Source organism: Halorientalis sp. LT38, from assembly GCF_037031225.1.
Taxonomy (GTDB): Archaea; Halobacteriota; Halobacteria; order Halobacteriales; family Haloarculaceae; genus Halorientalis; species Halorientalis halophila.
The window spans coordinates 1,692,214-1,714,008 of record NZ_JAYEZN010000001.1 but is presented as its reverse complement, the minus strand read 5'-3'; the positions used below and the strand labels follow the sequence as shown (position 1 = coordinate 1,714,008).

The following is a 21,795-nucleotide window of genomic DNA, read 5'->3' as shown; positions in this document are numbered from 1 at the left end:
TTTCGGGGGGACTGCTCGCATCTCCAGACCGACAGCGTTTCACTGAACCAGTCCCTGACCGCGTACAATGACGAAAGACCACATCGAGGTCCGCGGGGCCGAGGAACACAACCTCAAGGACGTCGACGTGACCGTCCCTCGCGAGGAGCTGACGGTCGTTACGGGGCTGTCGGGGTCGGGGAAGTCCTCGCTCGCCTTCGAGACCATCTACGCCGAGGGCCAGCGGCGCTACATCGAGTCCCTCTCCGCCTACGCGCGCAACTTCCTGGGCCAGATGGACAAGCCCCAGGTCGAGACCGTCGAGGGCCTCTCGCCCGCCATCTCCATCGACCAGAAAAACGCCGCCAACAACCCCCGCTCGACGGTCGGAACAGTGACGGAACTCCACGACTACCTCCGGCTCCTCTACGCCCGCGTCGGCACCCCGCACTGTCCGGACTGCGGCCGGGAAGTCGGCGAGCAGAGCGCCCAGAACATGGTCTCCCGGATCCTCGACCTCCCCGAGGGCACCCGGGCGAAGATCGCCGCCCCCGTCGTCCGCGACCAGAAGGGCGCCTTCGAGGACCTCTTCGACGAACTCGTGAGCGACGGGTACGCCCGCGTCGAGGTCGACGGCGAGACCTTCGACCTCACGATGAACAGGCCAGAACTGGACGAGAACTACGACCACACCATCGACGTGGTCGTCGACCGGGTGAAGATCAGCGACGACGCCCGCTCGCGGATCACCGACTCCGTCGAGACCGCCCTCGAGGAGGGCGAGGGGATCATCAAGGTGATCCTCCCCGACCCGCCCGAGGACGTCGAGATCGGCGGCGCGACGGCCAGGTCGACGGGCGACCTCGCCGACGCCGACGGCGAGGACGACGCGTCCGCCGCCGACCGTCTCGTCGTCGAGTTCTCCGAGGATCTGGCCTGCACCCACTGCGGCATCGACATCTCCGAGATCGAGACTCGCTCCTTCTCCTTCAACTCCCCCCACGGGGCCTGCCCCGAGTGTGAGGGAATCGGCTCGACAAAGGAGGTCAGCGAGGACCTGGTGGTCCAGGACCCCTCGAAACCACTCAAAGACGTCTTCGAGCCCTGGAGCTACAACCGGACGTACTACTCGCGTCAGCTGGACAACGTCGCCGAGCACTTCGGCGTCTCGCTGACGACCCCCTTCGAGGACCTCGATCCCGAGATCCGGCGGCAGTTCCTCTACGGCACCGACGACGTCGTCCACTTCCAGTGGACCACCAAGAACGGGACTCGCGAGAAAACCGAGCGGTTCGAGGGCGTGATCGAGAACCTCGAACGGCGCTACGTCGAGACCGACAGCGACCGGGCCCGGGATCACATCGAGGACTACATGGCCGTCACGACCTGCCCGGCCTGCGAGGGGACGCGGCTCAAGGCCGAGTCACGGGCCGTCCTCGTCGACGGCGTCTCCATCACCGCGGTCAACCGGATGTCCATCGGCGACGCCCTCGCGCACTTCGAGGGGATGGAAGACCACCTGGACGACCGGGACACCAAGATCGCCGAGGAGATCCTCAAGGAGATCCGCGCCCGCCTCGGCTTCATGTGCGAGGTCGGCCTGGAGTACCTCACCCTCGACCGGGAGGCCTCCACGCTCTCGGGCGGAGAGAGCCAGCGCATCCGGCTGGCCACCCAGATCGGCTCCGGCCTCGTGGGCGTGCTCTACGTCCTCGACGAGCCCTCGATCGGCCTGCACCAGCGGGACAACGACCGCCTGCTGAACACCCTCGAGGAACTGCGGGACCTGGGCAACACCCTGCTGGTCGTCGAACACGACACCGAGACGATGCGCCGGGCCGACCGGGTCATCGACATGGGGCCCGGCCCGGGCAAGCAGGGCGGCGAGGTCGTCGTCAACGGCACCGTCGAGGAGCTCAAGAACACCCCGGAGTCCATCACCGGTGACTACCTCGCGGGCGACCGCTACATCGAGGTCCCCGAGGAGCGCCGCGACCCCGACGGCCACGTCACGATCGAGGGGGCGCGCCAGCACAACCTCTCGGACGTGGACGTCGACCTGCCGCTGGGCGCATTCACGGCCATCACCGGCGTCTCCGGGTCCGGGAAGTCCACCCTGATGCACGACGTGCTCTACAAGGGCCTCGCCCGGCAGATGAACGACAACACGTCCGTGGACCCCGGTGAGCACGACGCCATCGAGGGTCTCGATCAGATCGAGACCGTCCGGCTGATCGATCAGTCGCCCATCGGCCGCACGCCCCGGTCCAACCCGGCGACCTACACCAACGTCTTCGACCACATCCGCGAGCTGTTCGCGGAGACCAACCTCGCTAACCAGCGGGGCTACGAGGTGGGCCGGTTCTCGTTCAACGTCAAGGGCGGCCGCTGCGAGGCCTGCGGCGGGCAGGGGACGGTCAAGATCGACATGAACTTCCTCAGCGACGTGACGGTCCCCTGTGAGGAGTGTGGCGGGGCCCGCTACAACGACGAGACGCTGGACGTCACGTACAAGGACAAGACCATCGCGGACGTGCTGGAGATGAGCGTCGCCGAGGCCTACGACTTCTTCGAGAGCCACCCGCAGATCCGCCGCCGGCTGGAACTGCTGAAAGACGTCGGGCTGGGCTACATGCGGCTGGGCCAGCCCTCGACGACCCTGTCGGGCGGGGAGGCCCAGCGCGTCAAACTGGCCGAGGAACTGGGGAAGAAAGACAGCGGCGAGACGCTCTACCTGCTCGACGAGCCCACCACCGGGCTCCACCCCGAGGACGAACGGAAGCTGATCGACGTGCTCCACCGGCTCACCGACGACGGCAACACCGTCGTCGTGATCGAGCACGAACTCGACCTCGTGAAGAACGCCGACCACGTCGTCGACCTCGGCCCGGAGGGCGGCGAGAACGGCGGCGACGTCGTCGCCACCGGCACCCCCGAACAGGTCGCCCGGACCGACGAGTCACACACGGGGCGGTACCTTCGCGACCTGCTCCCCGCGGTCGATCTGGAGGGGCCGCGCAGCGACCGCGAACTGGCGGCTTCGGAGGTCGAGGCCGACGCCGAGGCGACCGGTACGGGTGATGACTGAACGCCGGTTGACGCGATACCGCTATCCGGTTTGATAACTGGGATGGAACGCTGAAGTGAGTGGCCGGGAACGAGGGAGTATCGAATGGCCAGTTCCCTCTCGCTGGTGCAACTCGTCTACTACGTCGTCCCGGTGGCCACGGCGATCACCACCGTCGTACTCGCCGCCTGGGTGTACCGGTCGGTGTGGTCGAAGACGGGTGCCGACTGGTTCGTGGCGACGCTCCTGTGTGGTGGGGCCTGGAACGCGCTCTTGTTCGTGACGACGGCCGCGGGGTCGCCCGTCGTCCAGCGGCTGAGTCTCTACGGGCGGGCGGTCGCCTCCACGTGGTGTATCGCGGCCTTCGTGGTGTTTTGCTCGGTCTATACGGGGCGGAACTTCCACCGCCGGCTCCCGTTCGCGGCCGCGCTCGGCGCCGTCTCCGTCGCCGTGCCGGTGCTCGCGGTGACCGCGCCGTGGCACGGCCTGCTGTACTACGGGTTCGTGATCCGGACGGACCCGTTCACGTACATGCTCGGGGGACCGGGGGTCGGCTACGTCGCCGTGCTGATCGTCCTGCTCCCGTTGAGCCTCTACGGCACGTACGCGCTGGTGCATCACCTGCTGTCGACCGCGGGGCGAGCGAGCGGGCAGCTCGTGCTCTTGCTGGTCGGCGTGCTGTCGATCGCGGCCTTCGAGGCGGCCGGCGGGATCGGCGTCTTCCCGGCCACGGGCCTCTCACACAGCGGGTACGCCGTCGGGATCTTCCTCCTGTGTACCTTCCTGGCGCTCTTCCGGTTCGACCTCCTGGAGGTCCAGCCCGTCGCCCGCAACGCCGTCGTCGAGAACCTCCGGGATCCCGTCCTCGTCGTCGACGATCACGGGCGCGTGGTCGACTTCAACCCGGCCGCGACGCACGTCTGGCCCGACCTCGGCGTCCACGTGCCTGCCACGCTGGAGACCGCCTGTCCGGCGCTGGCCGAGGCCGTCAGCGTTCCGCCGGCCACAACGGATGTGACCGAACAGCTCTCCCTGACGTACGACGGCCAGGATCGTCACTACTCGGTCACCGTCTCGGCCGTCTCGCAGGGCAGCGACGGCCCGGACGGCTGGCACTCGATCCTGTTGCGGGACATCACCGAACTCGAACAGTCACGCTGGCAACTCGAGAGACAGAACGACCGCCTCGACCAGGTCGCCGCCACCATCTCTCACGACCTGCGCAACCCGATCAACGTGATCGATGGCAACGTCGAACTCGCCGACGCCAGGCTCGAACGCCCGGACGTCGACGCGGACCTCCGCGAGACCGTCGGCGAGTACCTGGGGAACGTCGACGGCGCCTCGGGGCGGATGCAGGACATCATCGACGACATCCTCACCATCGCCCGCGAGGGCAAGACCGTCGAGGAGACCGAGCCGGTGTCCCTCGAGGCGGTCGCAGCGGACGCCTGGGAGACCGTCGACACCGCCGACGCGACGCTGACCGTCACCGGCGACCGGACGTTTCGGGCCGACCGGAGCAAACTGCTGACCATCTTCGAGAACCTGTTCCGCAACGCGCTCGACCACGGGCCGGCCGACGTCGCCGTGACGGTGCGTCCGACCGACGGCGGCTTCGCCGTCGCCGACGACGGCCCGGGGATTCCAGCGGACCACCGGGATCACGTCTTCGAGTACGGCTACACGACCGCCGACGGCGGCACCGGGCTGGGGCTCTCGATCGTCCGCACGATGGCCGAGTCCCACGGCTGGACCGTCGACCTCGACGCCGATCACGACGACGGCGCGCGGTTCGTCTTCGCGGGTGTGGACGCCGAGGGGCTCGGCTCTCGCGACGTGACGGGCACACTCACCCAGTGAACACGGCCGTACTCGCCGGTTTCACGCTCGATAACCGGACCGATCCTTGAAATAGCTTCACGCCCGACGTATAGACGATGGCGCAGACCTGGGTCGGGCTGTGGGGCCTCTACGTCGGAGTCCTCGTAGTGACGGTCGCGATCCAGGCCGTGATCGGCTACTGGGTGTACACCCACCAGCGGGACCGCGACGGGGCACGGTGGTTCCTCGCGATGCTCGGGACGGGGATGCTGTTCGGCCTGTCGATACTCCTGTTTCTCCTGCCCATCGGGACGCCGCTGCGACGGGCCGCCTACGCACTCAGCGGGTACGGGGCGCTCCTGACCGTCTGGGCGTTCGTGGTATTCGTCTCGACGTACACCGGCAACCGGCTCCACCGGAACCGGGCCGTGAACGGGATGTTCGCGCTCTTCGCGCTGGCCTATCCGGTCCTCGCGGTGACGAACGGGAGCCACGCGCTCCTCTTCACCTCGTTCACGCCGGTCGCGGAGCCGTTCCCGCACCTCTCGGTCGAGCGCGGGCCGGCGTTCGCGGCGATGATCGTCCTGATCCAGCTGCCGGCCGCCTACGGCATCTACCTGATGGCGACCCACCTGCTGGCGACCCGGCGGCGGTCCGGCGGGCAACTCGCCCTGTTCATCGTCGGCGCGGTCTCGATCATGGGCCTCGACGCGATCAGCCAGTACACGGGGCTGCTGCCGCTCGAGTTCAGCCACGCGTCGTTCGGGTTGCTCCCGTTCTACCTGTTGACGGCCGTCTCACTGTTCCGCTTCGGGCTCCTCGACGTGAAACCGGTGGCGCGAAACACCGTCATCGAGAATCTGCGGGATCCCGTGCTCGTCGTCGACGACCGCGGGCGCGTCGTCGACTTCAACGCGGCCGCCACGCACGTCTGGCCCGCCCTCGGCGAGCGAGTCCCCGCCGACTTCGAGGCCGCCTGTCCCGCCCTGGCCGCGGCCGTCACGGTCCCGCCGACGGGGGACGATCCGACGGAACACCTCTCGCTGACCTACGACGGGCAGGCCCGGCACTACTCGATCACGGTCTCGGCCGTCTCGAAGGGGAGCCACGATCAGACCGGCTGGTACTCGATCCTCCTGCGGGACATCACCGAACTCGAGCGGTCGCGGTGGCAGCTCGAGACACAGAACGAGCGCCTCGATCAGGTGGCCTCGACGATATCCCACGACCTGCGCAACCCGATCAACGTCGCGACGGGTCACCTCGAACTGCTCGAGGCGCGACTCGCGGATCTCGAGGTCGACGACGAGACCCGGGAGCAACTCCTCGAGAGCGTCGAGAGCGTCGAGGACAGCACCGACCGGATGCAGGAAATCATCGACGACATCCTCACCATCGCCCGCGAAGGCAAGACCGTGGAGGCGACCGAAGCCGTCTCGCTGGCCGACACCGCGCGGGCGGCCTGGGAGAACGTCGACACCGGCGCGGCGACCCTCGAGGTGGCGGACGATCGGACGTTCCAGGCCGACCGGACCAAACTGCTCACCGTCTTCGAGAACTGTTTTCGGAACGGTCTCGATCACGGCCCTGCGGACGTGACCGTCACCGTCGAACCGCTCGACGGTGGCTTCGCCGTCACCGACGACGGGCCGGGAATCCCCGACGAACACGCGGCCGACGTCTTCGAGTACGGCTACACGACGAGCGAGGCGGGGACCGGGCTGGGGCTCTCCATCGTCGAGACGATGGCCGAGTCCCACGGCTGGACGGTCTCGCTCGATGACGAGTACGACCAGGGGGCCAGATTCGTCTTCGAGGGCGTGGACGGCGAGCGGTGGCCGCGCGATCCGCCCGCGGCCGAATCGTCCCACTGACCGGTCCCGAACTGGCTGGGGCGCCGTAACGTGTGACCGGTTCCCAACCCCCCGGTTTCGGGTGGACACGACGCACGTCAGCCGTGCGTCAGACGCAGGTCAGACGCCGCCGTCACGTACCTCGGTTGCGGGTGGAGATTCCGCCTCGTCAGAACGTGGGTTCACGCGGACTGGCGAACAGGCGGTGCCGGCGAGGGGAGCGTGACGCACTGCACCGCGCTACTGCGAGATGCGTCACGGCCGCGGTCAGGTCACGCGCCGGGGTGGTCCCGCGATCCGTCTTGAACCCTCGGACGCGACCGAGAAGGTATATGGGCGTCGACGGGGACGAAACTGGTATGCACGACTTCGTGGTGGTGGGGGCCGGCCCGGCCGGATCGCGGTTCGCGCGCCGGGCCGCCGAAGACGGCGCCGACGTCCTCGTCTTCGAGCAAGGGCAGGTGGGGGAACCGCTCGCCTGCTCCGGCCACGTCAGCACGGACGTCTGGGAGTACACCCCCGACGGCGCTCGCGCGGACCTCCTCCAGAACGAGGTCAACGGCGCGCGGTTTCACCTGGGCGGCCCCGACAGCGAGGCTCACCCCTTCTACAAGGACGAGGTCGTCTCGAACGTGATCGACCGGGTGGGGCTCGACCGGACGCTCGCCGACGCGGCGCGGGCGGCCGGCGCGGACCTCCGGGAGGAACACACGGTCGTCGACGTGACCGAGGGCCGCGACGGGGTGGCGGTGACCGCCCGCGGTCCGGACGGGACCGACACCTACGAGGCCCGGATGGTCGCCGGCGCGGACGGCCCGCAGTCCCGCGTGCGGTCGGCACTGGGCCTCCCGGACCCGGACGAACTGCTCCACGGCGTCCTCGGGTTCACGGACGATCCGGACCACGACGACTTCGTCGACGTCCACCTCACCGTCCCCGGCTTCTTCGCCTGGCGCATCCCCCGCGGCGAGGCCGGCGTCGAGTACGGCCTGGCGGTTCCACCGGGCGACGACGTCCGCGCGCGCTTCGAGGCGTTTACCGACGCCTACGGCGTCGAGACCGACCGGCGGTGCTCCGGGCTCATCCCCATCGGGCCACCCAGCCGCGTCACCGGTCGCCGGAGTTTCCTGCTGGGGGACGCGGCCGCCCAGACGAAACCGTTCACCGGGGGCGGTATCCTCTACGGCATGACGGCCGCCGATCACGCCGCGCGGACGATCGATCCCCGGGAGCCGGGGACGCTCGGCGACTACGAGCGCGCCTGGCGCGACGAGTTGCGGACGGAGATCCGCATGGGCAAACTCGTCCGGGCGGGCTACGCCGTGCCCGAACCCATCCAGCGCGCGGGGATGGCGGCGCTCTCGGGTGAGATCGGCGTCCACATGGACCGGCCGACGACGCTGTTCTCGAGCGAGCAGTTGCGCGCGCTGCTCTCCCGGTGATCAGTCGGCGGGGCGTCCGGGTTCGAGCCGTCGGACCACGCCGACCGTCCCGCGGAAGCCGTTGGCCAGTGGCAACAGCGAGAGGACGAGCGTCGCGGTCAGCCACTCGTCGTCGGCGGTCTCGGCCGCGACGGTCACCTCCCGGGTCCGACCCCCGGTTTCCAACAGGTCGCGGATGGCTCGCTGACAGCGGTCGACGTCGCAGTCGGGGAGCAGGAGGGAGACGTGCTCGCCGACGAGCGACGAGCGGTTGTACCCCGACTCCGCACAGAGCGCGGCGTTGACGTAGGTGAGGTTCCCGTCCGCGTCCAGCGTGTATATCGGGACGCCGGCCACGTCGATCACGTCCCGGAAGTCGTCGACGACGGCGCCGTCCTCGGTGCGACCAGCCATTGAGTGACATTGGCACCCAATCGCAAAGAAGGTTCGGCAGCGGCCGGCATCGCGGAAACGGGACCGGTCGTCGATGGAAGGCTCTTCAGTCGTCGTCGGCCGGGTAGGCCGGCAGCCGCGCGGACTGGTCGGACCCCTCGACGAAGGGGAGGTCGGCGACCGTCGCGGCGCGTTCCTCGCCGTCGACCCTGACCGTCAGGTCGCCGGCGACGTCGTAGTCGACCAGCGCGAGCGCGAGCGGTTCCTCGCGCGTCGGGCTCTCGATGCCGCGCGTGACTGCACCGACCGAACTGTCGCCGTCGAAGACCGCCGCGCCGGGGTCGGGGACGGTTTCGACTGTGAGGCCGACCAGGCGACGGCTGGGCTGGCCGCGGTTCTCGACGCGGGAGACGACCTCCTGGCCGACGTAACAGCCCTTCTCGAAGTCGAGCGCGTTGCGGATCCCCAGGACGTTGGGGATCTCGCCCTCGAGTTCCGTGTCGAAAAGCGGGGTGCCGGCCTCCAGAGTCAGTGACTCCCAGGTCCGGTAGCCGAAGGGGGCGGCGTTCATCCCGCGGTTCTCGAGGGTATCGAAGACGTCGCGGGCGGCGTCGGCGGTGCAGACGACGGTGTAGCCCTCCTCGCCGGCGAGGCCGTCGTCCCTGATCACCGTGACGCCGGCGTCGCCCATCGACCCGCGGACGAACGAGAGGCGTTCGTCGGGCGAGGCCGCCTTCGTCAGCACGCTGGCGATCTTCTCGGTCGCCTTGGGGCCGTGGACGCCGAAGGTGGCGAACTCGTCGGTCGCGACGTCGATCTCGACGTCCTGGATGAAGGTCTTCCCGGCCCAGTCCTCGGCGATCGGATCGGCTCGCTGGGGCGGGGTGAAGACGAGCAGGCGCTCGCCGGCGTTGTAGACGTACATGTCGGTCGTTATCTTCCCCTGCGGGTCGAGCAACAGGGCGTAGACGCCCTGTCCGTCCTCGGTCGGGACGCGGTTGGAGACGGCGTTGTCGACGAAGTCGATCCGGTCGTCGCCGGTGACGGTGAGGACGCCGTAGCCGAACTCGCAGACGCCGACGACCCGGCGGACGGCGGCGTGGGTCCGTTCGGGGCGGCCGTAGTGGTCGACGACGCGGCGACCGCCCACCTCGCGGAAGGTCGCGCTGTGGGCCTCGTGGACGGCTTCCAGAACAGTCATTACCGGATCGTGGGCGTTCGGCGGCGTTAAACCCCCGGTTCGTCAGCGGCCGAGCCACTCGCGCAGGCGCTCGAGCAGCGATCCCTCCTCGTCGGGGTCGTACTGGCCGATGGCGTGGGACTCCGGGAGGATGACGGTGCGGTCTTCCTCCTCGGTCGCCTCGATCAGGCCGTCGGCCTTGAGCTCCGCCAGGGCCGATTCGAGTTCGTCGATGTCGGCGTCGACTCGCGACCTGAGCTCGAAGACGGTCATGCCGTCGTGGTGGCGGTCGGCGAGAGCGTCGAGCACCGCGACCTGGGTCTCGTCGCGGTCGCGGTACTCCCGCTTTGCCCTCATAGATGCCCGTTCGGCCGGGTGGGTCTTAAGGCTTCGAGACGCGACGGGTCGGTTTCTGTCCCCGGCGACACGGGTGCGACCGCACCCCGACCCGGCCGCTGGATTCACGGGCAGTGACAGGTGTCAGACACCCAAGCAGTAGGCTTAAGATTGGCCGGTGACCAGTATCGTGTCAATGGCTATCAAGTGTTCGTTGCTCGGGCACAAGTTCGACGGGACGCAGGTGGAGGAGGAACGCGAAGAAGAGGGCAGCGAGGTGGTCATCACCATCAAGGAGGTCGAGATCTGCGACAGGTGCGGGAAGCGACGGGTCGTCTCCGAGAACAAGGAGGTCACGTCGCTGGCGGCGTCGAGCGGCGCCGACGCCGACGCTGCGCCGGAACCCGACGACGCCGCGGGCGAGGAAGTGGCCGACGCGGGCGTCGACGCCGAGACGGCTCCTTCTCCGGGGCCCGACATGACCGCGGCCGAGGACGACGCCGAACTGCTCGAGACCAGCGACGACGCCGACGACGCGCCCGCCGGCGGGGCGGCCGACCCGGACGGGAGTTCCGCGTCCGACCCCGATCCGGACCCGGACATCCCCACCGCGGGCGAGCCGGCGGTCGACGACGACGGCCCGTCCGCGGAGGACGACGACGCCGTCATCCTCGACGACGACGAACCGGAGCGCGACCCCGGCGAGTGGCCCGAGGACGAGGCGGCACCGGACGAGGAGGCCGAGCCGTCGGCCGACGAGGACTCCGAGGACGCCGCGGCCGAGGAGACCGAAGTGCTCACCGGGGACGCCGAGTCCGGGACCGAGGAGTGGCCCGACGAGTACGGCTACGAGGAGGAGTCGGCGAAAGCGCCCGAGGTCGACTGGCCCGAGGAGGACGAGAGCGACGACGAGTGGGAGCCTTCGGAGAATTTGACCCAGCGCATCGACGCCGACGTCGAGCCGGCGGGGGCCGCGACCGTCACCGTCCCGGACGGGGAGTTCCACTGCACCGAGTGCGACTTCACGACGCTCGTCGAGGAGTCCTCGCTGCGTGCGGGCGACTTCTGCCCGTCCTGTCGCCGGGGGACGCTCGAACACCGCGCGGAAGACGCGACGCGAAAAGAGTAAACCGGACCCTGTCCAAACGTCTGCCCATGCGGGAGTACAAGATGCGTCGGGGCGAGCACCTGGAAGAGCGAGTACCGGATATGAAGGCCAAGATCGAGGACTTCTTCGGCGACGTCGACGACACCGAGGAGTACAAGGGCAGCGACCTGTTCGTCGTCACCGATCCGGACAACCCCGTCTTCGAACGCATCGTCGGCGGGACCGTCGAGTACGAGGGCAAGAAGGACAAACTCGCCGTCGACTTCGAGGAGCGCCCCGCCGAGGACGTCATCGCCGAGGGCAACGCCGACGCCGCGGCCGACGCCGTCGACGCCAAGAACGACTTCCTCGAGGAGTGCACCGGGCGCGACGCCAAGAGCCGCCGCGACTCGATGAAACGCTCGGTCGAAGACGACGCCGAGAAGCCCGACAGCGTCTAGATCTCTTTTCGCTCCGCCGAGACGATTCCGTACTGCCACAGCCCGTCGGTGAGCGTCTCGTGCTGGTAGCGCGCCGCTCGGCGGTTCGCCCGCTGGACCTCGCTGCGGACGCCCATCCACCCGGCGAGCCGACCGACCGGCCCGAGCAGCCGGCTCGTCCAGTAGAGCCGCCGGGACGAGGGTAACACCCGTTCGGTCGCGTCCCTGTGTTCGACCTCGGCGAAGCCGGCGTCGGCCAGCGCGTCGCGAAAACTGGCCGGGCTGGCGAGGTTCGGCACCGCCCAGCCGTCCAGCCAGCGGTCCATCGCGGCGCGCTCGGCCGACGTCATCGACGCCGCCGTGCGGAAGCCGTCGGCGACGACCAGCCGCCCGCCCGGCCGCAACACGCGGGCGGCCTCCCGGAGGAACGCGGCCTCGTCCGCGGCGTGACAGACGGCCTCGATCCCCCAGACCACGTCCACCGACTCGTCGGCGACCGGCAGGTCGGTGAAGTCCCCGCGGGCGACGGCGACGCGGTCGGACACGTCGCGCTCGCCGGCCAGTGCGCGGGCCTCGCGCAACTGGAGCGGGACGAGGTCGACGCCCGTCACCGTCGCCCCCCGGTTCTCGGCGAGCCAGACGCTGCTCCCGCCGACGCCGCAGCCGCAGTCGAGGACGTGGTCGTCATCGTCGACGCCGACCAGGTCGGCCAGCACCCGGTTCATGTGCTCGACCGCCTCGGCGTGGGACCGCCCCTCGCCGTCGTGGTACCCGGCGTGTAACCCGTGGCTCTCGTCCAGCGCCCAGAACAACCGATAGTCGAAGTGACTCTCCCTGTAGTACTCCGCGATCCGCGACACCCCCCTGGCACTCGTCCCCATGGCGTTCCTGTCACTCGCGGCCGGACGTAATTAATTTTCGACCGGGAAAATAGGAAATTATTCTGCGCTCGATCGCCCGGTGGCCGTCCGAACCGGTTCGGCCCTGGTCCTACGGCCCCGTGGGGCCAACTGCCGACACTCGCCGACCGCGGTCCGGTCGCCCCAGCATGACGAGTGATTCCGTACGCACGATCCGAACGCCGGCGGTGCGTCGAGCGGTCGTCCTCCTCGTCCACAGTAACCTCTTCGTCGCGGTGGGGGCGACGAGCGTCGCCGTGACGGCCAGCGTGCTCTGTGGGTATCCGCTCGACCCCGTCCCGCTCGCCATCGTCTTCGCGGCGACGCTGTTCGTCTACAGTTCCAACCGGCTGACGGACCTCGCCGAGGACGAGCGCAACGTCCCCGAGCGCGCCGCGTTCACTCGCCGGTACGGACGGCCGCTCGCGGCGGTCGCCCTTTCCTGCTACCTCGCGGTCATCGGGTTCGCCGTCGCCCGCGACCTCCCGAAGGCGCAGTTTCTCCTCTTGCCCGCGGTCGTCGTCGGCCTCTACTCGCTTGGCAGACTGAAACGGCTCCTGCTGGTGAAGAACCTGCTCGTCGGCGTCTCCTGGGGGATCGTCCCCCTCGGCGTCGGCGTCTACTTCGGCGACCTCCGCCCCTCGCTCCTGGCCGTCGCGGGCTACGTGACCGTCATGCTCACGACCGCCGCGGCGGTCTTCGACGTCAAGGACCTCCGGGGCGACCGCGCCGAGGGCATCCGGACGCTTCCCGTTTGCTTCGGTCCGGGAACGACCCGGACCGTCGCGCAGGTCGTCAACCTGACGGCTGGGGTGGCGGTGATCGGGCTCGTCGCCTCGGGCGTCCTCGCCCGGTCGTTTCTCGTCCTGCTCGCGTTCAACGCCTACGTCGGCGCGTACGTGCCGCTGGCGACGCCCGATCGGGGGCCGCTGTTCTACGGGTTCGTGATCGACGGCGAACACGCCGTCCTCGCGGCGCTCGTGCTGGCGCTGGACGCGCTGGGGTGGCTCGGCGGCGGCTGAAAAAACGCGTCGTCCGCGGCGGACCGAACCTCGGTCCGCTCGCCGGCCGGTCAGTCGCTCGACTCGTCGACGACTTCGTACTCCACGTCGCGATCCGTCTGGAAGGCGTCCGACGCGGTGAGGAGGGCGGCGGACTCGACCGTGACGCCCGCCTCGTGGAGCGACGCGACCGCGACCGTCTCCGGCCCGTCGCCCTCGGCCGTGGCGTCCAGCTGGACTTCGCCGGACGGCCCGACGCCGGCGACCGTGAGCGAAATCTCGGCGCCCTCGCCGAAGCGGTCCCGCAGTGCCTCGCTGGCCGCGTCGTCCGCGGCCACCCGATCGCGGACCGTCTCGAACTCGGCCGCCGTCAGCTCGCCGCGCTCGTCGACGAGTTCGAGATCGTCACCGACTTCGGCGGTTCGCGGGATCGTGCGGTTCGCGGGCAGATCGATCCGGAACTCCCCGCCGTCCCCGCCCACTGCTTCCGCGGGGACGTCGATCCGGACGCTGTCCTCGGCGCTCACGAACGTGTAGTTCCCGGCCGGGTCCGAGAGTCGGACCTCCAGGGTCTCGCCCGCGGGGTCGGTCGCGTTCGTGCGCACGTCGTACGTCTCGGATTCGTTCGCCGTCAGTCGGTCGTCGTCCTGGACTGGATCGGTCGAGACGCCGACGACCTCGACGGTCTCGGCACCGAGGTCGACGGTCACTTCGAGCACCGGCCGCGGATCGCCGTGGTCGGCGCGCTCGGCCGGGTGAATCCGGGCGTGGGCGCGGTCGTCTGCGCGTTGCAGGTCGCCGTACACGTCCATCTCGATCCGGCCCTGCTCGTCGAAGAGATCGCGGAACCGATCACCGGCGTCGGCGTCGGCCAGCACGAGCTCGGCGACCGTCGCGCGGTCGTCCGCTCGTTCGCCCGCGAACCAGTCGTCCCGGTCCGCGATCTCGATCTCGTAGCCGTCGACCTGGACGGTCGACGGCGCGTTCGTGTGTTCGTCGGTCGCTTCGTCGGGGCCTGTGCTCGCAACGTTCGCGGCGACGACGCCGGCCGTTCCGACGGCCAGCATCGCCGTTACTGCGAGCGCGAATAGCTTTCGTCGCATTCGTGGTCTCGTCTGGAGGGCGTCGGGGCCAGCCGTTCCCGGGAGCGACCGTCGCTCGTCGGGTCGGCGCCCCGCGGCACCCGATACCGGGTTGTGTGAAAACCCACATAGCCACCCGTTGAAAACGCGTTGTGGAACGCTCTCGAACGGGTTCCGCGCCCGTTCAGCACAGCAGGACGACGTTGCCCATCCCGCGGCGCTTGCGCTCGACCAGGTTCTTCGTCTCCAGGCTGTCGAGTTCGCGGCTGACGGTCGCCTTCGAGAGGTCGGTCCGGTCGACGACGTCGCTCTGCGGGAGGACGCCGTCGGCGTCCAGCAGCGTCTCGTAGATCTCGCGCTCGTTGTTCGCCAGCCGGTCGGCGGTCTCCTCCCACTCCCGCCGTCTGGCTTCGAGGAGTTCGCCGCTCGGTTCGAGGTCGGAACTGCCGTCGGGGACGGGCGTCCGGTCCGGAGGGGTGGTATCGACGTCGTCGAGTCGCGCGTCGGCCGCCGCGTCCGTCGATCGGTCGCCGAGCAGGAGGAAGGTGCCGCTGGCGCCGAGGGCACAGGCCGCGACGGCGACGACGGCCACCTCGGGGTAGCGGAAGTAGCCCCCGAGTTCGGCGACTTCGGTCCCGTTCTCGCCCACCGTCACCACGACCGGCGACGGGTTGATCAGCTGCACGGCGAGGACCACCGTCGAGCCGAGGAAGACGACGGCCGCGAACAGCCGCGTGGCGTGGAGGGCCCGCGAGTCCATATCCGTCCGTCCGGCGACAGTCCCAAAGTACCGTCGATTCGATTCCACGAATCGGCCGCGAAACGGGGCTGAAACGCCGATGAAACGCGTTTCGAACGCGTTTCAACGAAAGGCTGATCCGGTCTTTCACCCAACACGACACCCGTGAACAACAGCATCGGGACGCGGGCGGCCGCACTGGTCGCGCTGGCCGCGATCGGCCTCGGCACAGCCTGGGCCGGGACCGCGCTGGGGCTGGGAGCCCCGCTCGCGACGGGCGACGCGGGCGCCGAGTTCAGCGTGTCGGGGGCGGCGGTCACGCTTTCGACCGGCGACCGATCGACCACGCTGGTCGAGAACACGGCGGCGCTCGAACGGATCGAGATCGCAGAGCGCGACGGTCGGCTCAGCGTCGAGACCGAGGCCCGCGCCGGCGACCCACTGACCGATCGCCAGCGCGACCGCGCTCTCGAAATCGCCCGGGCCAACGAGACGATCCAGGCGCACCTCGCCGAGCTGGACGGCGCTGAATTCGCCGTCGAGCCCATCGTCGGGATCCCGGCCGAGGGGATGGGTCACGTCTCGCTGAACGCGTCCGACGATGCCATGGAGGCGACCGACCGGAGCGATGGAACGACTCGGATCGACTTCGACGAGGACGTGACCATCGAGCGCCACGGGGACGCGGTCACGATCCGTCCCGGCGACCAGCAGGTCGTCGAGGACACCGTCTACGTCGAGATCAGGACCGGCGACGGCGAAGTGGCCTACAGGGCGCAGGTGAACCTGCCGGAAGAACGGGTCCTGCTCGTCGCGGACGAGCGCGCCGAGGACTGAATCCGGTCCGGCAGCCGACCGGAACTCGAATCTACTCGTCTTCGTCGTCCACGACTTCGATCCCGCGGTTGTTGACCGCGGCCGGGTCCAGCCCGACCTCTTCGAGGAACTGGCGGTACTCCCGTTCGCACTGCTCGCCGTCTTTCTGCTTGTCGGAGGCGTGCGAACAGAGGTCCCCGAGGTCGGCGGGCACCTCGTCGGTGTAGACGATCCAGTGGTTCACGAGGTCCGAGAGCCGGCGGATCGGGCTGGTGAAGTGGCCGTAGATCTCGAAGTTCAGGGCGTGGTGGCCGCCGAAGGGGTCGCTCATGTACTTCGCGCGCGGCATCACCTTCATCACGGCGCGCTGGATCTGGTTGAGCTGGCGGTCGGGCGCCTCCTCGAGGGTCTCGTTGACGGCCTTGCGGGGGTCCTCGTAGCTGGCGGAGACGGAGACGCCGTCCAGATCCTGGATCTCCTGCAGGGCCTCGTTCCACTGGTCGGGCGTGGGCTGGGGGTGGACTCTGTACATCGCTTCGAGGCCCCGGTCCCACTGGAGGGTGTGGGTGACGGCCTTGTTGGCCTTGAGCATGCACTCCTCGATGATGGTGTGGGCCCGGTCCCGGCGGGGGTTGAGGACGAGGGAGCCGTCCTCCTTGCGCTGTTCGTGGAGGCGGTCGGCCAGTTCCCACACCTGTTCACACTTGGCGGCCAGATCCACGTCGGGGTCCTCGAGCAGGTCGTCGGCGCTCTCGGGGTCGTCCAGCAGGCGCTCGGCCTGGGCGTAGGTCAGCCGGGCGTCGCTGCGGATGACGGACTTGTAGATCTCGATGGTCTCGTAGGAGAGCGTCTCCGGGTCGAGGTGCATCTCGACGGTGTGGGCGAGGCGGTCCTCGTGGGGGACCAGCGAGCAGACGGTCTCGGCCAGCACGGGCGGGAGCATGTGGACGGTGTAGGCGGGCAGGTAGACGGTGTTGGCCCGCTTGAGCGCCTCCGACCACATCTCGGTCTCGGGGTTGACGTAGTGGGTGACGTCGGCGATGTGGACCCAGAGGACGACCTCGTCGTCGCGCTGTTCGATCGAGATGGCGTCGTCGAAGTCCTGGGCGTCGACGGGGTCGGTGGTCCAGGTCGGCATCTCCCGGAGGTCGCGGCGCTCGTCGAGCACGTCGTCGACTTCGCTCTGGACGTCGTCGGTCAGTTCGGCGGCTTCCTGGCGAACTTCGGGCGGGAAGTCGTCGCGGATGTCGAACTTCTCGAACAGGTCGTCGCGCTTGTTGGCGAGGTGGCGGGACAGTTCCTCGTCGATCTCGACGGGGCCCTGGCCTTCCGCGGTCCCGGCCTCTGCCTGGTCGCTCATGCAGGCCGGTAGGTGGACCCCGTAGTTAGGCGTGTCGACGGGCTACGACTCCGGGGAGTCCTCGCGCTCGGCCAGTCGGTCACAGAGCGCCGCGACGAAGGCGTCGCGGTCGCGGTGCCCGGCCCGGCTCTCGACGAGCAGCGCTTCGAGGCCCGCGCGAGGCTGATGACAGAGGTCGCGATAACAGCGTTTACAGAGGAACTCGAATTCCTTGTCCTCCCGGTTCCACCGGTCGCCGTGTTTGTCGTACTCCCTGGCGTCACTCCGGGCGACAGAGTCGCCACAGGCGATGCAGGTGACCTGCGCGCCGTCCCGGTTTCGCCGGGAACCCCACATGGACGGGCCTTCGGCTGGCGAATACTTAGCTGTTGTCGCACGCGGGACCGACCCGCAACCGGTCGGTCACCGCAGCTCGGCGAGCGACACCGCGTGGTTCCGGTCGACGGTGAGCCAGGCCGTGTAGAGGCTGTCCTCCTCGGCGGTCGAGAAGACGGTCACCTCCGTCGGCTCGTCCCAGTCGTCGTACATGCACTCCAGTTCGAACTCGGGGAGCTGATCGAACTGGCCCGATTCTGCCTCCGCCGGTCTGTCGACGACGCTCATATCTGACTCACCTCGGCGACGCGCCGTCTATCGGCCGGCCCGAAGCGCCACTGGCCGCCTCTCCGCCCCTCCGGAACCCACGATAGCGGACACGTCATCCAGTTTCAGATAGTTCGATTACAAATAAAAGGCTTTGTGACCAGCTATCACACCTGATAACCGACGGGGGAGAGCGGGCGATTTATGCAGCGAGCCGGCGAGCATCAGGGTATGCAGGTGAAATCACGGCACCATCTCCGCGCCGACGCCGTCGACGACCTGGAGTCGACGCTTTCGGCGCAACTGGGCGTCTCGCTCGACGCCGACACCTACGAGAAGGTCGAACTCGACGGGACCAGCTACGACCTCGTGCTGGTCGACGACGACCCGGCGGTCGTCTACGTCGAGACCGACGACGGCGGCCAGGAGCCGTTCCTCACCGTCCGGGGGGCGAACGACTACCCGCCCGAACGCAACGTCGTCACCGTCGACAGCGGCGCCATCTCCTTCGTCAGCGACGGCGCGGACGTGATGCGGCCGGGCATCGTCGAGGCCGATTCCAGCATCGAGCCGGGCGACCTGGTCGTCATCGCCGAGGAGACCCACGGGAAGATCCTGGCCATCGGCCGCGCGCGCACCGACGGCGACGACATGGTCGGCGCGGAGGGCAAGGTCGTCGACAGCGTCCACCACGTGGGGGACGACCTGTACGAATTTTCCGTCTGACGTGCGTCGGCCTTGGGCGCCCGAATCCCGGCGTCTGACGCCCCAGCCCCCGGAAATGCAAACTCGCGTAGGTATGTCTGACGAAAAACCTATACTTTCAGCGGACCTTCGCGGGGGTATGGGCTTCATGAACAAACTCCTGGGCGAGTCCGGCTCGACGCGACGTACCGACGACTACGTCGAACTCGACGGCGTCCAGGCCCCGGAGGCACAGGCCGACACGCAGATGCACATCGCGAAGATCAGCGAGAAACAGGACGTCATCGACATCAAGGACGCCGTCTACGCCGGTGACATCGTCGTCGCGGACATCACGCGCCACACCACGCAGGACCGCACGATGGAGCAGATCAGCGACGAACTCCAGCAGGTCGCCCGCGGCGTCGGCGGCGACATCGTCCAGAAGGACGAAGACCAGATCATCATCACGCCACGGGGCGTCAAGATCAGTCGCGAGAAACTCGGCCGCTGAGCCGGCGTCTCACTCTTTTCACTCTTTGCGTTCGGTCCCGTCAGCGTCGCCCAGGATCAGCCGCTCGTACTCCTCGGTGGGCGTCCAGGCGAAGGCGAGGATGCCCCCGGCGCTCGCGACCACCATGCCGATCAGGTAGCCGCCGAAGGCGACGACGAAGGAGACCGAGGCGAGCACGAGGCCGACGACGCCGAGTACGCGGGCGTATTCGGGCCGGACCAGCGCGGCCACGCCGGCGAAGGCGATGGCCGCGCCGACGATCGTCCCCAGACTCGCGGTGGGGTAGGCGTCGAACGGCTGCGTGCTGAACACGACCGCGAGCGACGGCCAGGCGATCAGCAGGCCGCCGACGACGAGCAGGAGGCCGCCGGCGAACGGACGGGCGCGCCGCCACTCGGCGAAGGTGATCGTCTCCACGTGTTCGGGCTCTGGGTCGTCCGTCGGCAAAACGCCGTCGGTGCCGGCGGTGACGTCCGACCCGTCGGTCGTCATAGGCAGTTTCCGGGCTCGTTCTGGGACTCCGTCGGTCCGCCGTCGGCCGGGATCGGCTCGTGGACGCCGTCGTCGCCATTGATCTCGGCGCCGATCTTCAGCTTGAAGTCCGTCAGCACCGTCTCGGAGCTCCCGAGCTGGTGGGCCAGGAGCGACACGTCGCGGCCGTCAGTCAGCCGCGGGTTCGTGTCCAGCCCCAGGCGGATGTCGTTGATCGTCCCGAAGCCCGAGTCGTTGTGGGGCGTACAGGTCCAGTACCGGATGTGGTCAGCCGGGATCCCGGGCGTGCCGGGGAACTCGATGAGGTCGAGGCGGGCCGTGAGATCCTCCGAGCGGAACTCGGAGACGTAGACGTCGATGGCCCGGTTGCCGTCGGTCCGGCTCGACGCGACCGCCTGCGAGGCCGTCAGCTCGAAGTAGAGGTTCCGGCCGCCCCGAAGCTCCGTGTAGAAGTTCTCGTAGATGAGGAACTGGTCGATCTCGACGTCGGCGACGCTCGTGCTGTCGAGTTGCTGGCGGGCCGCCCGGTCGATGTTCCCCTGGTTCTTGCTGTCGACCGTGATGTCGAGACAGTCCTCGCCGCCGATGGCGAAGCCGGGGTCGGTGTCGCAGTCGGTCTGGTAGCTGTAGGTCCCGGCGTCCAGGCCGGCCTGGTGGACGACGAACCCGCCCTGGGTCTCCATCTGGGCGGGGAAGGTGTCGCCCGAGACCGCCGGCGCGGCGGTGAAGGCGAGCACCAGCACGAGTCCGCAGGCGAGCCCGGCCCGCCCGACGCGGAAGAGCGGCCCGCGCTCGACGCGGACGGTCGGCTCGCCGTGCCAGGCGAGACAGAGCACCGCGCCGACGCCGCCCATCAGGAAGCCCGTGAAGGCCAGTTTCGGGTACGCGAAGGGCAGCCCCGAGAGCAGGAGGCCCGTGAAGGTGAAGCCGACCAGTCCGAGGCCGACGCCACCCGCGAGGCGGGCCTTCTCGGGCCGCCCGAGCACGAACAGCCCCAGCACGACGCTCGCGAGCGGGGCGACGCCGCCGGCGAAGCCGAACACGGTCAGGCGGCCGGTCGGGACCAGCCACAGCAGGGTGAGCGCCCGCCAGGCGAGCACGGCGCTCCCGATGGCGAGCAGGCCCGCGCCGAGCGTCGGGCGCCCGGTCGCCCAGCGGTCGAACCGGGCCCGGAGGTGGCCGGGGCCGTCCGCCGGCCGCTCACTCGCTGTCGCGTCTGTCCTCGGGCCGTCGGTGGTGTCCTCACGCGCCATATTCGAACTCACCGTCGTTGTCGAAGTCGTATCGCACCCGCAGGGACAGATCCGAGAGCTGGAGTTGATCGGCCGACAGCGTGGAGGTGGTAATGGTCGCTCCCTGTAGCTCGAAGGCCGGCCGGCCGTCGCTCGGCCTGATCGCGCCGGCGTCGCTGCCCTCGATCGCCAGCGGGTCGTCGGTGTTCGGTGCCGAGTTCGGGTTCGGACCGGCGTAGGCGTAGAACTGGTCGAAGACCTTGTCGGCCTTCCGTTCGTCGAGGACGAACCCGCGCCAGGTCGCCGTCTGGGCGGTGATCCTGTCGGTCTTGAACGCGACGCCCCGGGCGGTCGCCTCCTCGCTCCGGATCTGTATCTGTAACCGTCCCGTCAGTCCCGGCACGTCGCTGACGTTGAGATTCTTCTGCAGGTTCAACTCGCGGATGTAGCTGCGCTCGACCTCGAACAGCACCGATGGCGTGACGATCTTCGTCTGTGCCGGGACGACCGTCGCCTCGGAGGCCGTCATGTAGTCCGCGGAGACGTTGAACCCCCCGGTACTGCTCAGCGGCACGGAGACGCCCACCCCAGTCGTCAGTAGCAACAGCCCGACGAACGCCCACAACGTGAGCAACACGCCAACGCCGCTGGCTAGTCGCTTGGTGTCGTACATTGTTCAACCGTCCGGACCGTCACGAGCCCCCCGACCGTCCCCTGGTCGTCGTCAGCCGTCGAGTCGTCGCGCCGACCGGTACGCTACGCGCACTGGCCGCGTGGTGCCGTTCCCCCCTGGCGGTCAGCAGCGCGACGGCCG

The 21,795-nt window shown here is 69.0% G+C and carries 22 protein-coding genes; 10 read left to right on the top strand and 12 right to left on the bottom strand.

What is annotated here, in order from left to right:
- The first annotated feature begins 67 nt into the window (after window positions 1-67).
- The 4 genes from uvrA (at window position 68) to U5918_RS08735 (ending at window position 8,165) form a co-directional block, all read left to right on the top strand.
- Complete coding sequence (uvrA, locus tag U5918_RS08750; RefSeq protein ID WP_336000963.1) at window positions 68-3,067, top strand: excinuclease ABC subunit UvrA; 3,000 nt, start codon at window positions 68-70, stop codon at window positions 3,065-3,067.
- An 84-nt stretch (window positions 3,068-3,151) separates the two neighbouring features.
- Window positions 3,152-4,909 (top strand): sensor histidine kinase, encoded by a 1,758-nt coding sequence (locus U5918_RS08745; protein ID WP_336000962.1) that lies wholly within the window; start codon window positions 3,152-3,154, stop codon window positions 4,907-4,909.
- A 77-nt stretch (window positions 4,910-4,986) separates the two neighbouring features.
- Complete coding sequence (locus U5918_RS08740; protein ID WP_336000961.1) at window positions 4,987-6,744, top strand: histidine kinase N-terminal 7TM domain-containing protein; 1,758 nt, start codon at window positions 4,987-4,989, stop codon at window positions 6,742-6,744.
- A gap of 338 nt (window positions 6,745-7,082) precedes the next feature.
- Window positions 7,083-8,165 carry a geranylgeranyl reductase family protein gene (locus U5918_RS08735; protein ID WP_336000960.1) on the top strand — a complete coding sequence of 361 codons (1,083 nt, stop codon included), beginning with the start codon at window positions 7,083-7,085 and terminating at the stop codon, window positions 8,163-8,165.
- Here U5918_RS08735 and U5918_RS08730 read toward each other — a convergent pair whose 3' ends face one another.
- From U5918_RS08730 to U5918_RS08720, 3 genes are all read right to left on the bottom strand, one after another.
- A complete protein-coding gene (locus tag U5918_RS08730; protein WP_336000959.1) occupies window positions 8,166-8,558 on the bottom strand; it encodes a PAS domain S-box protein in 393 nt (130 codons plus the stop codon). It abuts the gene before it with no gap.
- An 85-nt stretch (window positions 8,559-8,643) separates the two neighbouring features.
- The gene (gene ygfZ / locus U5918_RS08725) at window positions 8,644-9,738 is read right to left on the bottom strand and encodes a CAF17-like 4Fe-4S cluster assembly/insertion protein YgfZ (RefSeq protein ID WP_336000958.1); all 1,095 of its coding nucleotides are present in this window, start codon (window positions 9,736-9,738) and stop codon (window positions 8,644-8,646) included.
- A 42-nt stretch (window positions 9,739-9,780) separates the two neighbouring features.
- The gene (locus U5918_RS08720) at window positions 9,781-10,074 is read right to left on the bottom strand and encodes a DUF6432 family protein (RefSeq protein WP_336000957.1); all 294 of its coding nucleotides are present in this window, start codon (window positions 10,072-10,074) and stop codon (window positions 9,781-9,783) included.
- Window positions 10,075-10,249: 175 nt separating this feature from the next.
- Between U5918_RS08720 and U5918_RS08715 the strand changes: the two genes are divergently transcribed.
- Both U5918_RS08715 and U5918_RS08710 read left to right on the top strand, forming a co-directional pair.
- Complete coding sequence (locus tag U5918_RS08715) at window positions 10,250-11,182, top strand: DUF7093 family protein (RefSeq protein ID WP_336000956.1); 933 nt, start codon at window positions 10,250-10,252, stop codon at window positions 11,180-11,182.
- A gap of 26 nt (window positions 11,183-11,208) precedes the next feature.
- On the top strand, window positions 11,209-11,601 hold the full coding sequence (locus U5918_RS08710; RefSeq protein WP_336000955.1) for a DUF5611 family protein: 393 nt from the start codon (window positions 11,209-11,211) through the stop codon (window positions 11,599-11,601).
- Here the strand turns inward: U5918_RS08710 and U5918_RS08705 are convergent.
- Entirely contained in the window at window positions 11,598-12,461 is an 864-nt protein-coding gene (locus tag U5918_RS08705; RefSeq protein ID WP_336000954.1) for an SAM-dependent methyltransferase, read from the bottom strand. The two genes, U5918_RS08710 and U5918_RS08705, sit on opposite strands and share 4 nt — an antisense overlap.
- 167 nt (window positions 12,462-12,628) lie before the next feature.
- On the opposite strand from U5918_RS08705, the gene U5918_RS08700 reads away from it, so the two are divergent.
- Complete coding sequence (locus tag U5918_RS08700) at window positions 12,629-13,501, top strand: UbiA family prenyltransferase (RefSeq protein WP_336000953.1); 873 nt, start codon at window positions 12,629-12,631, stop codon at window positions 13,499-13,501.
- Between the two features lie 50 nt (window positions 13,502-13,551).
- Here U5918_RS08700 and U5918_RS08695 read toward each other — a convergent pair whose 3' ends face one another.
- Together U5918_RS08695 and U5918_RS08690 are read right to left on the bottom strand one after the other, a co-directional pair.
- Window positions 13,552-14,583, bottom strand: coding sequence for a hypothetical protein (locus U5918_RS08695; RefSeq protein ID WP_336000952.1), 1,032 nt, complete (start codon window positions 14,581-14,583; stop codon window positions 13,552-13,554).
- Window positions 14,584-14,746: 163 nt separating this feature from the next.
- The gene (locus tag U5918_RS08690; protein ID WP_336000951.1) at window positions 14,747-15,322 is read right to left on the bottom strand and encodes a helix-turn-helix transcriptional regulator; all 576 of its coding nucleotides are present in this window, start codon (window positions 15,320-15,322) and stop codon (window positions 14,747-14,749) included.
- 144 nt (window positions 15,323-15,466) lie between these two features.
- Between U5918_RS08690 and U5918_RS08685 the strand changes: the two genes are divergently transcribed.
- On the top strand, window positions 15,467-16,138 hold the full coding sequence (locus U5918_RS08685) for a hypothetical protein (protein WP_336000950.1): 672 nt from the start codon (window positions 15,467-15,469) through the stop codon (window positions 16,136-16,138).
- Window positions 16,139-16,169: 31 nt separating this feature from the next.
- Here U5918_RS08685 and U5918_RS08680 read toward each other — a convergent pair whose 3' ends face one another.
- The 3 genes from U5918_RS08680 to U5918_RS08670 all read right to left on the bottom strand — a co-directional run bounded on the left by U5918_RS08680 (window position 16,170) and on the right by U5918_RS08670 (window position 18,080).
- Window positions 16,170-17,477, bottom strand: a complete 1,308-nt coding sequence (locus U5918_RS08680; RefSeq protein ID WP_336000949.1) for a ribonuclease R family protein — start codon at window positions 17,475-17,477, stop codon at window positions 16,170-16,172.
- Between the two features lie 42 nt (window positions 17,478-17,519).
- Window positions 17,520-17,813, bottom strand: coding sequence for a DUF7562 family protein (locus U5918_RS08675; protein WP_336000948.1), 294 nt, complete (start codon window positions 17,811-17,813; stop codon window positions 17,520-17,522).
- A gap of 66 nt (window positions 17,814-17,879) precedes the next feature.
- Window positions 17,880-18,080: a DUF7511 domain-containing protein gene (locus U5918_RS08670; RefSeq protein ID WP_336000947.1), complete on the bottom strand. Its 201-nt coding sequence runs from the start codon at window positions 18,078-18,080 to the stop codon at window positions 17,880-17,882.
- 210 nt (window positions 18,081-18,290) lie between these two features.
- On the opposite strand from U5918_RS08670, the gene U5918_RS08665 reads away from it, so the two are divergent.
- Both U5918_RS08665 and U5918_RS08660 read left to right on the top strand, forming a co-directional pair.
- Complete coding sequence (locus U5918_RS08665; RefSeq protein ID WP_336000946.1) at window positions 18,291-18,785, top strand: RNA-binding protein; 495 nt, start codon at window positions 18,291-18,293, stop codon at window positions 18,783-18,785.
- 118 nt (window positions 18,786-18,903) lie between these two features.
- Window positions 18,904-19,257 carry a cell division protein SepF gene (locus U5918_RS08660; RefSeq protein ID WP_336000945.1) on the top strand — a complete coding sequence of 118 codons (354 nt, stop codon included), beginning with the start codon at window positions 18,904-18,906 and terminating at the stop codon, window positions 19,255-19,257.
- 18 nt (window positions 19,258-19,275) lie between these two features.
- On the opposite strand, the gene U5918_RS08655 is transcribed toward U5918_RS08660, so the two are convergent.
- From U5918_RS08655 to U5918_RS08645, 3 genes are read right to left on the bottom strand one after another with little or no spacing between them, the layout of a single operon-like run.
- Complete coding sequence (locus U5918_RS08655) at window positions 19,276-19,749, bottom strand: DUF6114 domain-containing protein (RefSeq protein WP_336000944.1); 474 nt, start codon at window positions 19,747-19,749, stop codon at window positions 19,276-19,278.
- Entirely contained in the window at window positions 19,746-21,002 is a 1,257-nt protein-coding gene (locus U5918_RS08650; RefSeq protein WP_336000942.1) for a hypothetical protein, read from the bottom strand. Before U5918_RS08650 ends, U5918_RS08655 begins: the two co-directional genes overlap by 4 nt.
- A complete protein-coding gene (locus tag U5918_RS08645) occupies window positions 20,992-21,654 on the bottom strand; it encodes a hypothetical protein (RefSeq protein WP_336000940.1) in 663 nt (220 codons plus the stop codon). The genes U5918_RS08650 and U5918_RS08645 overlap by 11 nt, the downstream gene beginning before the upstream one ends.
- Window positions 21,655-21,795: the final 141 nt, after the last annotated feature.

What these genes read in the sequence shown, in the direction of transcription:
- uvrA (WP_336000963.1), top strand. Translation starts at nt 68, where the DNA reads ATGACGAAAGACCACATCGAGGTCCGCGGGGCCGAGGAACACAACCTC.
- U5918_RS08745 (WP_336000962.1), top strand. Translation starts at nt 3,152, where the DNA reads ATGGCCAGTTCCCTCTCGCTGGTGCAACTCGTCTACTACGTCGTCCCG.
- U5918_RS08740 (WP_336000961.1), top strand. Translation starts at nt 4,987, where the DNA reads ATGGCGCAGACCTGGGTCGGGCTGTGGGGCCTCTACGTCGGAGTCCTC.
- U5918_RS08735 (WP_336000960.1), top strand. Translation starts at nt 7,083, where the DNA reads ATGCACGACTTCGTGGTGGTGGGGGCCGGCCCGGCCGGATCGCGGTTC.
- U5918_RS08730 (WP_336000959.1), bottom strand. Translation starts at nt 8,558, where the DNA reads ATGGCTGGTCGCACCGAGGACGGCGCCGTCGTCGACGACTTCCGGGAC.
- ygfZ (WP_336000958.1), bottom strand. Translation starts at nt 9,738, where the DNA reads ATGACTGTTCTGGAAGCCGTCCACGAGGCCCACAGCGCGACCTTCCGC.
- U5918_RS08720 (WP_336000957.1), bottom strand. Translation starts at nt 10,074, where the DNA reads ATGAGGGCAAAGCGGGAGTACCGCGACCGCGACGAGACCCAGGTCGCG.
- U5918_RS08715 (WP_336000956.1), top strand. Translation starts at nt 10,250, where the DNA reads ATGGCTATCAAGTGTTCGTTGCTCGGGCACAAGTTCGACGGGACGCAG.
- U5918_RS08710 (WP_336000955.1), top strand. Translation starts at nt 11,209, where the DNA reads ATGCGGGAGTACAAGATGCGTCGGGGCGAGCACCTGGAAGAGCGAGTA.
- U5918_RS08705 (WP_336000954.1), bottom strand. Translation starts at nt 12,461, where the DNA reads ATGGGGACGAGTGCCAGGGGGGTGTCGCGGATCGCGGAGTACTACAGG.
- U5918_RS08700 (WP_336000953.1), top strand. Translation starts at nt 12,629, where the DNA reads ATGACGAGTGATTCCGTACGCACGATCCGAACGCCGGCGGTGCGTCGA.
- U5918_RS08695 (WP_336000952.1), bottom strand. Translation starts at nt 14,583, where the DNA reads ATGCGACGAAAGCTATTCGCGCTCGCAGTAACGGCGATGCTGGCCGTC.
- U5918_RS08690 (WP_336000951.1), bottom strand. Translation starts at nt 15,322, where the DNA reads ATGGACTCGCGGGCCCTCCACGCCACGCGGCTGTTCGCGGCCGTCGTC.
- U5918_RS08680 (WP_336000949.1), bottom strand. Translation starts at nt 17,477, where the DNA reads ATGAGCGACCAGGCAGAGGCCGGGACCGCGGAAGGCCAGGGCCCCGTC.
- U5918_RS08675 (WP_336000948.1), bottom strand. Translation starts at nt 17,813, where the DNA reads ATGTGGGGTTCCCGGCGAAACCGGGACGGCGCGCAGGTCACCTGCATC.
- U5918_RS08670 (WP_336000947.1), bottom strand. Translation starts at nt 18,080, where the DNA reads ATGAGCGTCGTCGACAGACCGGCGGAGGCAGAATCGGGCCAGTTCGAT.
- U5918_RS08665 (WP_336000946.1), top strand. Translation starts at nt 18,291, where the DNA reads ATGCAGGTGAAATCACGGCACCATCTCCGCGCCGACGCCGTCGACGAC.
- U5918_RS08660 (WP_336000945.1), top strand. Translation starts at nt 18,904, where the DNA reads ATGGGCTTCATGAACAAACTCCTGGGCGAGTCCGGCTCGACGCGACGT.
- U5918_RS08655 (WP_336000944.1), bottom strand. Translation starts at nt 19,749, where the DNA reads ATGACGACCGACGGGTCGGACGTCACCGCCGGCACCGACGGCGTTTTG.
- U5918_RS08650 (WP_336000942.1), bottom strand. Translation starts at nt 21,002, where the DNA reads ATGGCGCGTGAGGACACCACCGACGGCCCGAGGACAGACGCGACAGCG.
- U5918_RS08645 (WP_336000940.1), bottom strand. Translation starts at nt 21,654, where the DNA reads ATGTACGACACCAAGCGACTAGCCAGCGGCGTTGGCGTGTTGCTCACG.